The following is a 13,782-nucleotide window of genomic DNA, read 5'->3' as shown; positions in this document are numbered from 1 at the left end:
CGGCGCGGCATAGCTTTGAATACCAAGCGATTTGTGCAAGAGTTTTCCCGCAGGCTTGATCAAGCCCATGGGCAGGGAAATCAATATGAGCACAGCAGACCCAGGCGAAAACTCGCGGGCGGAGATCCTGATTGCCCGGGTGACCGGTCTGTTGGAGCAGCCGGTCGTCAGGTTGGCTATACCTGTGGTGATAACGCTGATCGCGTTGACGGTACTGCACGACCTGTCGAGCCATGTGAAATGGTCGGACGTTCAGTCTGACATTGCCGGAACATCCTGGCGGGTGATGTTCCTTGCCGTGTTCTGGACGGCTTTCAGTTTTCTGTCTCTGTCCTTCTATGACGTCTTCGCCGTGCAGAGCGTGGCGGGGGGAACGGTCCCCCTTCGCATTGCGGCGATGGCCGGGGCCAGCGGCTATGCGGTGTCGAATTGCCTTGGTTTTTCGTACATCACGGGCACGGCGATCCGCTATCGGATCTATGCGTCGCTGGGGTTGGATCTGGGACGGGTCGCGGGCGTGATCGCCACATCATGGGTGGCCTTCTGGATGGGCCTCATCCTGATCCTCGGCGGAATGATGACGCTTCATCCAGACGGGATCGCCCAAGCGTTGCCGATCAGCGGAACGCTTGAAACGGTCATCGGGGTCGTCCTGCTGGCCGGTCTGCTGGTGCTGTTTGTATGGCTGGCCAAAGGCGGGCGTCGGCTGTCCTTTGGCGGGGTGGGATTTGACCTGCCCGGAGGCAAGTTGGCCAGCCTTTTGACACTGGCCGCAATCGGGGATCTGTTCGGCGCGTCGATGGCTCTTTACGTTCTGATGCCCGACGATCTGGGCGTCGGTTATCCCTATTTCTTCACGATCTATATCTGCGCAATCGCAGTTGGGATTCTCAGCCATGCGCCGGGCGGAATCGGTGTGTTCGAGGCCACGTTGATCGCAGGGCTGGGGGCCTCGGGCCGGTCGGACGTGATTGCCGCCTTGCTGCTCTACCGGGTTGTCTACACGTTTTTGCCATTTGCCATCGCAAGCCTGTCGATCGCTATCGCTTCGGCGCTGGCACACCGGCATCACATCAGCGGCGCGGCCACCTGGTTTTATCGGGCCGTCCGGCCAATCGTGCCGATGGTGGCTGCCGGTATTGCAGCAGTGGCCGGTGTGGTTCTTCTGGTGTCCGGCACCTTGCCTGCCAGCTCGACGAAACTGGGGATCCTGCGCGAGTTTCTGCCCCTATCCTTCGTCGAGGCATCGCATCTGGCCGGAAGCGCCATTGGCGTTCTGCTGCTGCTTGTGGCGAGGGGGCTGTACCGCAAGCTGTACCGGGCATGGATCGTTGCCATGATCCTGATGCTGGCCGGGTTCTTCGCATCACTGGCCAAGGGGCTGGATACGCATGAGGCCGTCGGAATGCTTGCAGCCATCAGTTTGTTGGCCCTGTTTCGCGGGGCGTTCTACCGGGTCAGCGGCGCATCCATCTTCCGACTGAACATTCCCTGGCTGGTCAGCCTGCTCACGTTGCTGGCGGTGATCTTCTGGATCGGGTTGTTCGCCTATTCCCATGTCGAATACGAAAACGCGTTGTGGTGGGAGTTTGCATGGAACGGCGATGCCTCGCGGTTCCTGCGCTCCAGCATGGTGGTGGCGGTGATCGTCGGGGTGGTGGCCGTGAACTCGTTGTTCGGACGCACGATCCCCGCACGTCAACGCACCGAGATCCCCGCGGCGGTCGAACGTCTGGCAATGGCCAGCGAAGACACCGAGGCGCAGATCAGCCTGACCGGCGACAAGCAGTTCCTGATCGCGCCAGATGAAAGCGCCTTTCTGGCCTATGCCGATTCCGGCAACGCGTTGATCAGCAAGGGCGAGCCTGTCGGCGATGAGGCCGCCGGCCAGCAACTGATCTGGCAGTTGCGCGAGATGGCCGACGCCGAAGGCAAGCTCTGCGCTTTCTACAGTGTGTCCACCAAGTATCTGCCTACGTTTCTGGACCTCGGGCTGTCGATCCTCAAGATCGGTGAAGTCGCCCGTGTTCCGCTGAAGGACTTCACGCTGGACGGCAAATCCCGCAAGCGGTTCCGTCAGGCCCGGAACCGGGCCGAGCGTGAAGGGTATGTCTTCGAGATCATTCCCAAAGAACAGCTGGGACCTGTCCTGCCCGAACTGCGCCAGATCTCGGATCACTGGCTGGAAGGCAAGGCGGGCGCGGAAAAGGGCTTTGCCCTGGGCGGGTTCGACGAGCAGTACTTGTCCTATTTCGATCATGCGGTTCTGAAGAACGGCGAGACGGGTAGGATCGTGGCTTTTGCCAACCTGTTTCAGGGCGGCAACAAGTCGGAATTGTCGCTGGATCTGATGCGGTACGCGCCCGACTGCCCCAGCTTTGTCATGGATGCTCTGTTCGCCGAGATGATGAACTGGGGCGCCGGCCAAGGGTTTCATTGGTTCTCGTTGGGGGCCGCGCCGTTTTCCGGGATCGAAAACCGGCAACTCGCCTCGCTCTGGAACCGGATCGGCGGTTTCGTCTACGAGCACGGCGAGCAGTTCTACCACTTCGAGGGTCTGCGCGCCTTCAAGCAGAAGTTCGACCCGGAATGGAGCCCCAACTATCTGGCCAGCCCAGGCGGTCTGGCCGCGCCGCGCATCTTGTACGAGGTGAACATCCTGATCTCTGGCGGCCTGACGGGCCTGACGAAATAGCGCCTAGTTCAGACTGGCCCGTGTCGGATCCTGCTGCAGCAGGTCACCCCAATCGGTGCGATAGGACATCTCGGCCAGTACGGTTTCCGGCAGAAACTCCTGGTTCTGACGAATCTGCCAGCCCCCGCCCAGACCTTTGTAGACCGCGACAAGGTTCGACGACACCTGCTGGCGCGCCTCGATCAGGTTGGCTTGCGAGCGCAGAAGCGCGGTCTGCGTGTTCAGCACGCGGGAATAGTCTGCGATACCGTCGCGATACTGGCTGACGGCGATGTCGGCGGCCTTGCGCGCCGCGTCGACGCTGCGTTGGTAAAACGTCACCTGCTTGCGCGCCTGGGCGTAGGCGACCATGGCGCTTTCGACCTCGGAATAAGCCGTCAGAACGGTGTTCTGATAGTTGGCGATCAGCGCCTGATAGGCGGCGTCCTGCGCACGTACGTTGTTCTTTATCCGCCCATAGTTCAGAACGTTCCAGACCACGCCGGCGCTGGCCAGACCCGTGGTGCTGTTCGAGCTGAACAGGTCGCGCCCGCCCGAGGCCTGCAGGCCGATCGAGCCCGACAGGATGAACTGCGGATACAGGTCCGCCATGGCGATGCCCACCTGCGCCGATTGCGTGGCTGCGGCCAGTTCTGCAGCGCGAACGTCGGGGCGGCGGCGCAGCAATTCGGCCGGAACGCCGACGGCGACGTTCGATCTTGCCGACGGAATCCGTCCAGACGTTCCCAGCAAACCGGTCATGCGCGACGGTGTCGTGCCCAGCAGAACCGCCAGCGCGTTCTTGGCCTGCTGCAAATCGCTTTCCAACGTCGGCACCAGCGCCTTGGTGTTGTTCAGCAGGGCGGTGGACTCCTGCACATCCAATTCCGTCGTCACGCCATTGTTGAACCGCAACTGCGTCAGATCGTTGGCTTCCTGCTGCAGCTTGATGTTCTCGCGTGCGACGGCCAGAGCCTCCTGCAGCGCGCGGATGTTGATGTACAGCGCGGCCACATCGCCCGTCAGCGTCACCAGCGCGTCGTCATAGTTGGCGACCTGCAGCGCCAGGTTCGACCGCGCTGCCTGTACCCCGCGTCGCTGCGCGCCCCAGACATCCAGTTCCCACTGGGCGTCAAATCCCACCTGTGAAGTCGAAAACTCGGTATCCAGCGGAATGATCCGGTTGATATCGGCAATGGGACCGAGATTGTCGCTGATCCGGCGCCGCTCCAACGCGCCGCCCACGGCCTGCGATTGCGGATAGAGCTCGCCGAAGGCGATGCCCAGTTGCGCGCGGGCCTGCAACACGCGCGCGCCCGCAACCTGAAGCGTCAGGTTCTGGGCATAGGCCTCGGCCACCAGCTTGTTCAGGGTCGGATCATTGAAGCTCTGCCACCATTTGACCACGGGGGCGCTGCGCGATGTCAGACCGCTGGCCTGGCTGGCGCTGGGGCTGTTGGCCTCCATCCACTGTTTCACGACCGGCGAGTTGGGGCGCACGAAATCCGGCCCGACCGGGGTGCAGGCAAACAGCAATGCGGCGCTCAGCGCGGTGCCGATCAACATGCGGCGGCGGTTTCGTGGCCTGCGCGGATGGTCCGGGTTCATGTGTGTCATGCTCAGATATCCAACGGTCGGATGAAGTTGGCGAAGGAATAGAGGCGGATGTTGATGCGGCGCAAAAACTCGAAGCTTTTGCCTTGTCCCGTGTAGATGGCCACGGCCGCGTGCCCGCCAGCGGGGAAGGTATGCCCTTCAGGGACGTCGACCGAAATCTGCACCGCGATGCGCCCGGGAATTTTGGGCAGCTCGAACCCCGGCAGGCGGCCGGAGGGCAGGTATTGCCCCTGCCGGGTGGCCCACCAGATGGCCTCGACCTTGCCGGGCAGAATTTCACCCGGATAGAGGTCCAGCGCGACTTCGACGGGCTGACCGGGTTCGACGAATTTCAGGTTCTGCTGACGGTATGTGGCCAGGATATAGGGCGAATCCTCGGTCACGAAGCTGGCGATGGCCCCAAGGCGGATATCACCCACCACAAGGCCGGGACGGGCCTGTTGCGAGACGATCATACCGTTTTCAGGAGCGTAGATCGTTGTATTGTCGAGGAAATACTGCGCTTCGGCCAGCTGCGCCTTGGCCTGAAGGATACCGGTGTTCACTCCGTCGATCTGTGATTCCTGCGCAAGTTGCGCCTTTCTAAGATTGGCCTCAGCCTGTTTGACCGCAGCCTGATCTTCGGTCACTTGTTCGTTCCAGCGGTCCAGTTCGTCCTGACGCGCGCCCCCGGCAGGCACCAGGTTTTCATAGCGCGCCTTCTGCGTCATCGCATAGGCCAGCTGGGCATTGGCGCGCTCCACCGCCTCGGTCGAGGCGATCACGTCCTGTTCGAGGATCTTGGCGTTTTGCTCGGCAGCCACCAGTTGGGCCTGCGCGTTCTCGACCGCCAGCTTGAACACCGTGTCATCGAACCGGTACAGCGGATCGCCCTTGGTGATGGGCGTGTTGGGTTCGACCAAGACCTCGGTCAGGATGGTCGGTTGGGTCAGTTTCGGGACGATCTGGATGGTGGACCGCACCACGTGGCTGTCGATTGAGAAGGGTTGGAAGAACCGCAGCGCGACCAGGAAGATCAGCAGCAGATGGGCGCCAACCCAGAACGACACGATCCCCCAGACAATGTTGAACTTGAGCCATTGTGCTTTGAAGAAAATGAACCAGACAAAAATGATGTAGAAAAGCGTGATGCCGAGGGCGACGAACATTGTGGTGGATTTCCTTCGGCGTCAGGTTTTCTGTGGGTCGTCGGCAGCAGGGGCCCGGTATTCGTCCTTGACCTGTCCGCCAAGGCGCTCGATCTCCTTGCGGATCGCTTCGCGCTCGCCCTCGGGCAAGCGGCGGATGTCCACGGTCATGCCATCATGATAGGCCCAGATAAAGGCGTGCACCCAGGGGATGATCGCCAGAAACCCCATCCATCCCATCAGTTTGACGGCTTCGGCATGGGGGTGGTTCCGTTTGATTGCGATGCGGCCGGGCAGGCCCATGATGAACAGAAACAAGGCCATGACCGCCGCCAGCAGCAGGATCAGCGCGACGAATGTCAGGTAGTCATAATAGCCCAGCGGCTGCCCCAGTAGTCCCATCGTCGCGCCTCCTGTCTGGACGGTTGCCCCATCCTCAGTTGTTGGTGTCCAGTTCGTCAATCAATTTGTAGCTGGTCGGCGGGTCGGCGCAGATGCCCGGACCGCATTCCAACAGCGTCGAACCAGCGTTCAGCACCGCAAGACCCAGCATGATGAAGAACGCGACCTTTGCCAATGTGCTGCCGCCAAAGCGTGGTTCCGCACGCGTGTCCGAGGCATACTGTTTCTCGAACATCAGCATGATCGCGGTGCCCAACAGGATCAGGAAAAAGCAGATGGCCGCCCAGGTATAGTAGTGCAGGCCCAACACCGGAGAGCCATAGTGCCCGGTTCCCGGTACGATGTGCAGAAGGATCTGCCGCACCGACACGCTGCCGCCGTAGAGGGCTGCAATCAGCATGATCGCATAGTGTTGGGGCCGCGGGCCATAAAGCAGGTTCAAGCCCAGACCGACACCAACCGCAACGAAGCCAACTCGCTGCAACAGGCAGAGCGGGCAGGGTAGTTCGTACAACCGGAGCTGGTAGACATAGGCAAGCAGCAGAACAAGGCTGACGGCCAGCATTCCTAGGGCATTCAGAGTACGGGACAGTTCAGGTGTCATGATCGCCCCTTTCTACAACTGTATTGTCAGCTGGCTGGTGGCGTGAAACTTGAGCCAATAGACGCTCAACGCCAGCGTGAGAAAGAAAACCACGTTCCCGGCCTTTGTCCGTCCAAAGTAATTCAGCGCCATAACGGCTGTAAGTAACGCAAATAAAAGCGCGATCATGGCTCGGTCCTCCCCTCCCGTGCAACGATTGCAATGGTGGTGATACTGTCAGGCCCGCTGCCATCTGGCAAGTTTCGGTGTCGGCCGTTCGCCTTATGTGCGAGCGAACCCTAGCCGCACACCACCAATTGGGTCTGCCATTCTTGGCAGCGCGCCGCCAGTTCGGATGTGACGGGAGCGTCTGTGTAGAACGTGTCGATTTCGGACAATGACGTGATGCGGGCCGGGGCCGAGCGCTGGAATTTCGAGTGGTCTGCAACAAGGCTGGTATGCCGCGCCTGCGCGATGATTGTCTGGCTGACGTTCACTTCCTGAAAATCGAAATCCAGCAGATCGCCTTCGTCATCCAACGCAGAACACCCTATGACCGCGTAGTCAAACTTGAACTGGCGAATGGTCGAAACGGTCAGGTTTCCGATCAGGCCCCCATCGGAGCGGCGCAGAACACCACCAGCGACCACGATCTCGCATTCGGGGTTTTCGACCAGAATGTTGGCCACGTTCATATTGTTGGTCACGACCATCAGGTTCTTGTGGGTCAGAAGTTGCCGCGCCACGGCCTCAGTCGAGGTGCCGATGTTCATGAACACTGATGCTCCGTCCGGTATGTCGGCGGCACACCGTTTGGCAATGCGGGTCTTGGCTTCGTCGTTCAATCCGCGGCGGTCTTCGTAACCGATATTCGAAACGCCCGACCTCAGAACCGCGCCGCCGTGAACGCGGTCCAGCATCCCGGCATCGGACAGTTCCGACAGGTCCCGACGAATGGTCTGGACAGTGACATTGAACCGCTCGGCCAGATCCTCGACCGCGACGCGCCCGTTTTGCTTGGCAAGGCTCAGGATGTCGGATTGGCGAAAGGACAGGGACATATTCGGCTCCGCGGGTGTGATTCTGTTCGTTTTTGTTCTTTTTTAGCATCGGGCGCAAGCCTGATGTTTTCTTGAATGTGTGCTAAAAATATAGAAGTGAATGACGATCAAGTTGGGCGAGATGCGACAAAGCGAACAAAAACGAAAATCGAAATTGACTAAACGAGTGCCGGTCGCGTTAATGCGCGCGACCCTTTTGCAAATGGAATCATCAGACATGGAACAGCCGGACACCCAGATCACCGATCTTTTCATCATCGGTGGCGGCATCAATGGCTGCGGCATCGCGCGCGATGCGGCAGGGCGCGGGTTGAGCGTCACGCTCGCCGAGATGAACGATCTGGCCTCGGCCACCTCGTCAGCCTCGACCAAGCTGTTTCACGGAGGGCTGCGCTATCTGGAGTATTTCGAGTTCCGCCTGGTCCGCGAGGCGCTGATCGAACGTGAAACGCTTTTGCGTGCCATGCCGCATATCAGTTGGCCGATGCGGTTCGTTCTGCCGTATCACCCGGACATGCGGTTTGACTCTGAAACGCCCACGTCGCGCCTGTTGGGGACGGTCATGCCGTGGATGAAGGGGCGGCGGCCTGCCTGGCTGATCCGTTTGGGGCTGTTCATGTATGACAACCTGGGCGGACGGAAGATCCTGCCGGGAACAAGTTCATTGAACCTGCGCTCGGCGCCCGAGGGTGCGCCGCTGCAGGACAAGTTCGACACCGCGTATGAGTATTCCGATTGCTGGGTCGAGGATTCAAGGCTGGTGATCTTGAACGCACGCGATGCAGAGGCACACGGCGCGCGGATCTTGGTGGGCACCAAAGTTCTGTCGGCCGAACGCAGCGAAGATGTCTGGCGGATCACCGTGCAGGATTGCGAAGGCGGTGAAACCCGTGAACTGCGCGCGCGGATGCTGATTAATGCGGGCGGGCCGTGGGTTGGAGACATCATCCGGACCAAGATCCGTTCGAACTCACGCGAGGGCGTGCGGCTGGTGCGCGGCAGCCATATCGTGACGCCGCGTCTCTACGACCATGACAAATGCTACTTCTTCCAAGGTGAGGACGGGCGCATCATCTTCGCCATTCCTTATGAGCAGGACTTCACTCTGATCGGGACCACTGATCAGGACCACCCCGATCCGTCCGAGCCGCCCGTCTGCACCGAGGCCGAGCAGGACTATCTGTGCGCCTTCGCGTCCAAATACTTCAAAAAGCCGGTCTCGCGTGACGACATTGTCTGGACCTATTCCGGTGTTCGCCCGCTGTATGATGACGGCGCGCAAAGCGCCACGGCAGCCACGCGGGACTACACATTGAAAGTGGACGCCGAGGGCGGCGCGCCGGTCCTCAACGTGTTTGGTGGCAAGATCACAACCTATCGCCGCCTTGCCGAAAGCGCGATGGAGAAGGTGGCCGAGCACTTCCCAGACCTGTCTGGCCCTTGGACTGCGGGAGTTGCTCTGCCGGGCGGGGATTTCCCGGTCGACGGGGTCGAGGCACTGGTTGCCGGGTTGAAGGCCAACTACGGATTCCTCACCGACAAATGGGCGCACCGTCTGGTACATGCGTACGGAACCGAAGCACGCATCATTCTCGGGGACGCGGTCCAGGCCGATGATTTGGGCGTCGATTTTGGCGCGACCCTGACCGAGCGTGAGCTCGAATGGCTGATGGACAAGGAGTATGCCCGTACAGCGCAGGATGTGATCTGGCGTCGAAACAAACTGGGACTGCGTCTGAATCCTGAGCAGGTTGAGCAGATCGAGACCTGGATGCAGAAGCGTCGTCAGGAACAACTGAAAACCGCTTAATAACCCACCAAAGAAAAACGCCCCGCAGTTTTCGCGGGGCGTATCTTTTTTCTGTCGGTCAGGCCGCCTTTTCCGAAGGGTCGGGATCCTTGTTCGTGCCCTTGATCCACTCTCGCATGCTCTGCATCACCGCATATAGGACCGGCACCAGGATCACCCCGAACAGGGTCGCGGCGAGCATCCCGCCAAACACGGCCACACCAATTGCCTTCTGGCTGGCGGCACCAGCGCCGCTGGCTGCCAGCAGGGGCACAACGCCCAACAGGAAAGACAGCGCGGTCATCATGACGGCCCGGAAACGCTGATGAGCAGCCTCGGCGGCGGCGTCTTTGACAGACAGGCCTTTGGCCCGCTGCTCCATCGCGAACTCCACGATCAGGATGCCATTCTTTGACGCAAGCCCCACCAGCATGATCATCCCGATCTGCGTGTACAGGTTGATGTCACTGCCCACGATCGCCACCGCCGCAACCGCGCCGAACAGGGCCACGATCACCGACAGCAGGATTGAGACCGGCATCGTCCAGCTTTCGTATTGTCCGACCAGGAACAAATACCCGAACATGATCGCCAGCCCCAAGATCACCACGACCAGCCCGCCGGATGCCAGCTGTTGCTGGGCGGTACCGGTCCATTCAAAGGCATACCCCGGGGGTAGGGCGGTCGCCGACTCTTCGGTCATCACGGTGATCGCATCACCCGTTGACAGACCTTCTGCCGGAACTGCCGTCACCGTCGCGGAACGGAACAGGTTGTGGCGCTTCAGCAGAACCGGGCCAAGCACGTTTTCGACGTCGATCAGCGTTCCCAGCGGGACCATCTCACCAGTGTTCGAGCGGACATACAGGTTCGAGATGTCCTCGACGTTGTCGCGATACGACCCTTCGGCCTGGATCATCACGCGATAGACGCGGCCGAACAGGTTGAAGTCGTTCACATAGTACGAGCCAAGCTGAGCCTGCATCGTCTGGAAGATTTCGGCGACCGATACGTTCAGCGTTTTTGCCTTTTCCCGATCCAGATCCACGAACAGCTGCGGGACGTTGGCACGGAAGGTCGTGTAGGCTTGGCCGATTTCAGGCCGCTGGTTGGCCGCGTAGACAAAGGACCCCACGGCCGAGGCCAGATCCTGCGGCGAGCCGCCGCCGGTTTGCTGAACCTCCATTTCGACGCCCGCCGACATGCCAAGACCTTGGATCGGCGGCGGGTTGAACGCGACGATCGAGGCGGCGGATTCGCCGTTTGCGATGGCCAGTACCTTCTGCAGGATGGCGTCCGCCGTCAGATCCTCGTCTTGCCGTTCATCCCAGTTGTCGAGGTTGACGAACACAGCCGCGCCGTTGGTGATGGTTCCGTTCAGCAGTGAGAAACCGTTGATCAGAACTGTATTCGCCACGCCCGGAATCTCGCGGATCTGGTCATCGACACGTTTGGAAACCGCCTCGGTTCTCTCCAGTGTCGCCGCGTCAGGCAATTGGATGTCGACGAACAGATAGCCGTTGTCCTCAAGCGGCAGGAACCCGCTGGAGGTATTCGACATGATCGTTACGCCGCCAAAGGCAAACCCCGCGATGATCCCAAGCGAGACCACAGGGATAATCAGCAGCTTGCGCACGATGGACACATAGCCTGCTCGCATCGTCCCGATGAAATTCTCGAACACCGCCAGCAGACCTTTGGGCGGACCCGAGCGCGCCTGAAGGACCAAACCGCACAGCGCCGGCGACAAGGTCAGCGCATTGATGGACGAGATGACGACGGCGGTCGAGATCGTTACCGCGAATTGTGAATACAGCCGCCCCGAGATACCGGGCATGAAGGTCACGGGCACGAACACGGCCAGAAGAACCAGAGTTGTCGCGATGACCGGTCCAGTAATCTGCCCCATGGCTTTGCGGGTCGCTTCGGCCGGCGGCAGGCCTTCCTCGGCGATGATCCGCTCCACGTTTTCGACGACCACAATAGCGTCGTCTACCACGATCCCGATGGCCAGCACGAGTGCGAAAAGCGAGATTGTGTTAAGCGACATCCCGAACAGCAGCAGGAACGCAAATGTCCCGATCAATGAGACCGGAATCGCCACCGCCGGAATGATGGTCGCCCGCCAACTGCCCAAGAAGATGAACACGACCGAAATCACCAGGATGAAGGTCAGAACCAGCGTCGATACCACGTCGTTGAGGGATTGTTCGACGAAATCGGTGGTGTTGAACGGAACGTCGTATTCGACATCCGTCGGAAAGGCGCGCGACAGGCGCTCCAGTTCTGTCTGAACCCGATCGGACACCGCCAGCGCATTGGCGCCCGGCGCTTGATAGATGCCGATGACGGTGGCAGGCACGGCTTGATATAACCCGGAGGCGGCATAGTACTGAGCGCCCAGTTCGACCCGCGCGATGTCGCGGACCCGTACGATAGAGCCGGCGTCGCCGGTGCGGATCACGATATCGCCGAATTCCTTGGCAGACGTGAGGCGTCCCTTGGTCTTGATCGTGTATTGGAACGTCTGGCCTTCGGGCACCGGCGGGGCACCGATCGAGCCAGCGGAAACCTCGATGTTCTGTTCGCGAATGGCCGAGATCACGTCACCCGGCGTGATGGACAGGGCGGCCATCTTGTCGGGGTCCATCCAGATCCGCATCGCGTATTCCAGGTTGGTCAGAACGTCGGCCTTGCCAACGCCCTGCACCCGCGCCAACGCATCCTTGAGGTTGATCGACGCGTAGTTCGATAGAAACACGCTGTCATAGGTGCCGTTGGGCGAGGTCAGCGTGACCAGCAACAGCATGTTCGTCGACGCTTTCTGCGTCACCACCCCCGACGAGGTAACTTCGGTCGGGAGCGAGGACATGGCCTGTGCCACACGGTTCTGCACGTTGACCGACGCGATGTCGGGGTCGGTGCCCACCTCGAAGGTGATGTTCAGCGAATACGAGCCGTTGTCCGAGGATGTGGACGTCATGTAGATCATGTCGTCCACGCCGTTGACCTGCGCTTCGATCGGCGCGGCAACCGTGTTTTCAACGGTTTCGGCGTTGGCGCCGGTGTAGGTCGTCGTGACGCTGACCACCGGCGGCGTAATGTCTGGGAACTGGGCAACCGGCAGGACCATGTAGCCGATCGCACCCATGATTGTCAGCACAAGCGAGATCACAAGTGCCAGCTTGGGCCGGCTGATGAACAGGGCGGAAAACATCAATTATTCTCCCGGCTGTTCAGAGGCGACAACGGCGTCAACGGCAACACCCGGGCGCACCCTTTGCAGCCCTTCCACGATGACGCTTTCGCCATCACGCAGACCTTCCTTGACGATCACGGCAGAGCCGACCGTTTCGCCGGTCGTGATGTAGCGCTGTTCGACCATCTGCTTGTCGTTGACCACCAGGACAAACTCTCCGCGTTGATCCCGCTGCAGGGCAGCTTGAGGGATCAGCACCTCAAGCGTGGGTTCAAGCGCCTCGATGTGAACGTTAAGAAAGGCGCCATCCACGATCAGACGTTTGTCGTTTGCAAACTCGGCGCGCAAGGTGATCGCGCCGGTCAACGGATCGATCCGGTTGTCCACGAACACGATCTTGCCGGTTTCTTCCAGCTCGGTACCATTGGGCAGCGTAAGCCGGACAATCGGGCTCTTGTTGCTTTCAGCGAGGGTGGAGGCCGTCTCACCAACCGTCTGAAGAACGGAGGTGAACTGCTTTTCATTCAACGAGAAATTCACGTAGATCGGCGCTTCGCTGATCAGGTTGACCAGCGGTTCGGTGTTGGGGCCGACCACGTCGCCGACGCTGGTGCTGATCCGACCGATCCGACCGGAAAACGGGGCGTGGATCTGTGTGTAGTCCAAATCGAGCTGCGCCTGCTGAATGGCTGCGTTGGCCGCTTTGACTTCGGCCTCGGCCACCAGCTCGTTCGCGCGGGCAATGTCGCGCTCGGATTCCGGCGTTGCGTCGCGCCTGTACAGTTCTTCCTTGCGGGCCAGGTCGACCTTGGCCAGTTCCAGATTGGCTTCGGCCCGATCAAGATCCGCTTTTCGGGCGTCCAGCGTTGCTTGGTACAGGTCGGGTTCAATGGTAAACAGCAGATCGCCCTCGTTGACCAACGAGCCTTCTTCGACATTCCGGCTTTCCAGGAAACCGCTGACCCGTGCGATGATGTCCACGTTGTCCGTGGCTTCGGCCCGCCCGATGAAAACAGCCTCCTCGGTGATTTCCTGAGTATAGGCGGCCGCAATCGAAACCTTGGGCGGCGGTGCTTCCGACTGATCCTGGGCAAATGCGACCGGAGTAAACGCAAGGCTTGCCAGCAAAGTCGCGCAAAGGCCGAGACGCGAGAGCGTTCGATTGCTGGTCGTGTGGGTAAGCGTCTTTTCAACGGTCATTGCGAGTGCCTCATTCGAACCGGGATTTGGGTCGAACCGGACCGTTCCTGAAGCCCGAGTCGACTAAACTCCAAGTCAGGATGGAGGTATTGTTGAAAATTCTCAAGTATTTGAATTTTAAACGCTCGAA

10 protein-coding genes are annotated in these 13,782 nt (G+C 60.2%); 2 read left to right on the top strand and 8 right to left on the bottom strand.

Features of this window, described 5'->3' with window-relative positions; translation table 11 throughout:
* Nucleotides 1-85: 85 nt before the first annotated feature.
* Nucleotides 86-2,695, top strand: coding sequence for a bifunctional lysylphosphatidylglycerol flippase/synthetase MprF (mprF, locus tag AC2FNZ_RS18515; RefSeq protein WP_496841563.1), 2,610 nt, complete (start codon nt 86-88; stop codon nt 2,693-2,695).
* A gap of 3 nt (nt 2,696-2,698) precedes the next feature.
* Here mprF and AC2FNZ_RS18510 read toward each other — a convergent pair whose 3' ends face one another.
* The 6 genes from AC2FNZ_RS18510 to AC2FNZ_RS18485 all read right to left on the bottom strand — a co-directional run bounded on the left by AC2FNZ_RS18510 (nt 2,699) and on the right by AC2FNZ_RS18485 (nt 7,464).
* Entirely contained in the window at nt 2,699-4,291 is a 1,593-nt protein-coding gene (locus AC2FNZ_RS18510; RefSeq protein WP_496841562.1) for an efflux transporter outer membrane subunit, read from the bottom strand.
* Between the two features lie 2 nt (nt 4,292-4,293).
* Complete coding sequence (locus AC2FNZ_RS18505; RefSeq protein WP_496841561.1) at nt 4,294-5,439, bottom strand: HlyD family secretion protein; 1,146 nt, start codon at nt 5,437-5,439, stop codon at nt 4,294-4,296.
* Nucleotides 5,440-5,460: 21 nt separating this feature from the next.
* Complete coding sequence (locus AC2FNZ_RS18500; RefSeq protein WP_093961840.1) at nt 5,461-5,820, bottom strand: DUF3302 domain-containing protein; 360 nt, start codon at nt 5,818-5,820, stop codon at nt 5,461-5,463.
* Between the two features lie 34 nt (nt 5,821-5,854).
* Nucleotides 5,855-6,424, bottom strand: a complete 570-nt coding sequence (locus AC2FNZ_RS18495) for a disulfide bond formation protein B (protein ID WP_170439523.1) — start codon at nt 6,422-6,424, stop codon at nt 5,855-5,857.
* Nucleotides 6,425-6,436: 12 nt separating this feature from the next.
* Nucleotides 6,437-6,592: a DUF5993 family protein gene (locus AC2FNZ_RS18490; protein ID WP_170339565.1), complete on the bottom strand. Its 156-nt coding sequence runs from the start codon at nt 6,590-6,592 to the stop codon at nt 6,437-6,439.
* 110 nt (nt 6,593-6,702) lie between these two features.
* The gene (locus tag AC2FNZ_RS18485) at nt 6,703-7,464 is read right to left on the bottom strand and encodes a DeoR/GlpR family DNA-binding transcription regulator (protein WP_093962933.1); all 762 of its coding nucleotides are present in this window, start codon (nt 7,462-7,464) and stop codon (nt 6,703-6,705) included.
* A 217-nt stretch (nt 7,465-7,681) separates the two neighbouring features.
* Here AC2FNZ_RS18485 and glpD point away from each other — a divergent pair, with 217 nt between their 5' ends.
* On the top strand, nt 7,682-9,274 hold the full coding sequence (gene glpD / locus AC2FNZ_RS18480; RefSeq protein WP_496833098.1) for a glycerol-3-phosphate dehydrogenase: 1,593 nt from the start codon (nt 7,682-7,684) through the stop codon (nt 9,272-9,274).
* 58 nt (nt 9,275-9,332) lie between these two features.
* Here glpD and AC2FNZ_RS18475 read toward each other — a convergent pair whose 3' ends face one another.
* Together AC2FNZ_RS18475 and AC2FNZ_RS18470 are read right to left on the bottom strand one after the other, a co-directional pair.
* Nucleotides 9,333-12,470 (bottom strand): efflux RND transporter permease subunit, encoded by a 3,138-nt coding sequence (locus AC2FNZ_RS18475; protein WP_496833097.1) that lies wholly within the window; start codon nt 12,468-12,470, stop codon nt 9,333-9,335.
* A 3-nt stretch (nt 12,471-12,473) separates the two neighbouring features.
* The gene (locus tag AC2FNZ_RS18470; RefSeq protein WP_496841560.1) at nt 12,474-13,652 is read right to left on the bottom strand and encodes an efflux RND transporter periplasmic adaptor subunit; all 1,179 of its coding nucleotides are present in this window, start codon (nt 13,650-13,652) and stop codon (nt 12,474-12,476) included.
* Nucleotides 13,653-13,782: the final 130 nt, after the last annotated feature.

It is taken from the genome of Ruegeria sp. SAZA006 (assembly GCF_059613465.1).
Note: the sequence above shows the minus strand (reverse complement) of the source record. Positions and strands in the feature narration are given on the sequence as shown.

Bases quoted from the DNA above. Each gene is read 5' to 3' on its own strand.
- mprF (WP_496841563.1), top strand. From the start codon at position 86: ATGAGCACAGCAGACCCAGGCGAAAACTCGCGGGCGGAGATCCTGATT.
- AC2FNZ_RS18510 (WP_496841562.1), bottom strand. From the start codon at position 4,291: ATGACACACATGAACCCGGACCATCCGCGCAGGCCACGAAACCGCCGC.
- AC2FNZ_RS18505 (WP_496841561.1), bottom strand. From the start codon at position 5,439: ATGTTCGTCGCCCTCGGCATCACGCTTTTCTACATCATTTTTGTCTGG.
- AC2FNZ_RS18500 (WP_093961840.1), bottom strand. From the start codon at position 5,820: ATGGGACTACTGGGGCAGCCGCTGGGCTATTATGACTACCTGACATTC.
- AC2FNZ_RS18495 (WP_170439523.1), bottom strand. From the start codon at position 6,424: ATGACACCTGAACTGTCCCGTACTCTGAATGCCCTAGGAATGCTGGCC.
- AC2FNZ_RS18490 (WP_170339565.1), bottom strand. From the start codon at position 6,592: ATGATCGCGCTTTTATTTGCGTTACTTACAGCCGTTATGGCGCTGAAT.
- AC2FNZ_RS18485 (WP_093962933.1), bottom strand. From the start codon at position 7,464: ATGTCCCTGTCCTTTCGCCAATCCGACATCCTGAGCCTTGCCAAGCAA.
- glpD (WP_496833098.1), top strand. From the start codon at position 7,682: ATGGAACAGCCGGACACCCAGATCACCGATCTTTTCATCATCGGTGGC.
- AC2FNZ_RS18475 (WP_496833097.1), bottom strand. From the start codon at position 12,470: ATGTTTTCCGCCCTGTTCATCAGCCGGCCCAAGCTGGCACTTGTGATC.
- AC2FNZ_RS18470 (WP_496841560.1), bottom strand. From the start codon at position 13,652: ATGACCGTTGAAAAGACGCTTACCCACACGACCAGCAATCGAACGCTC.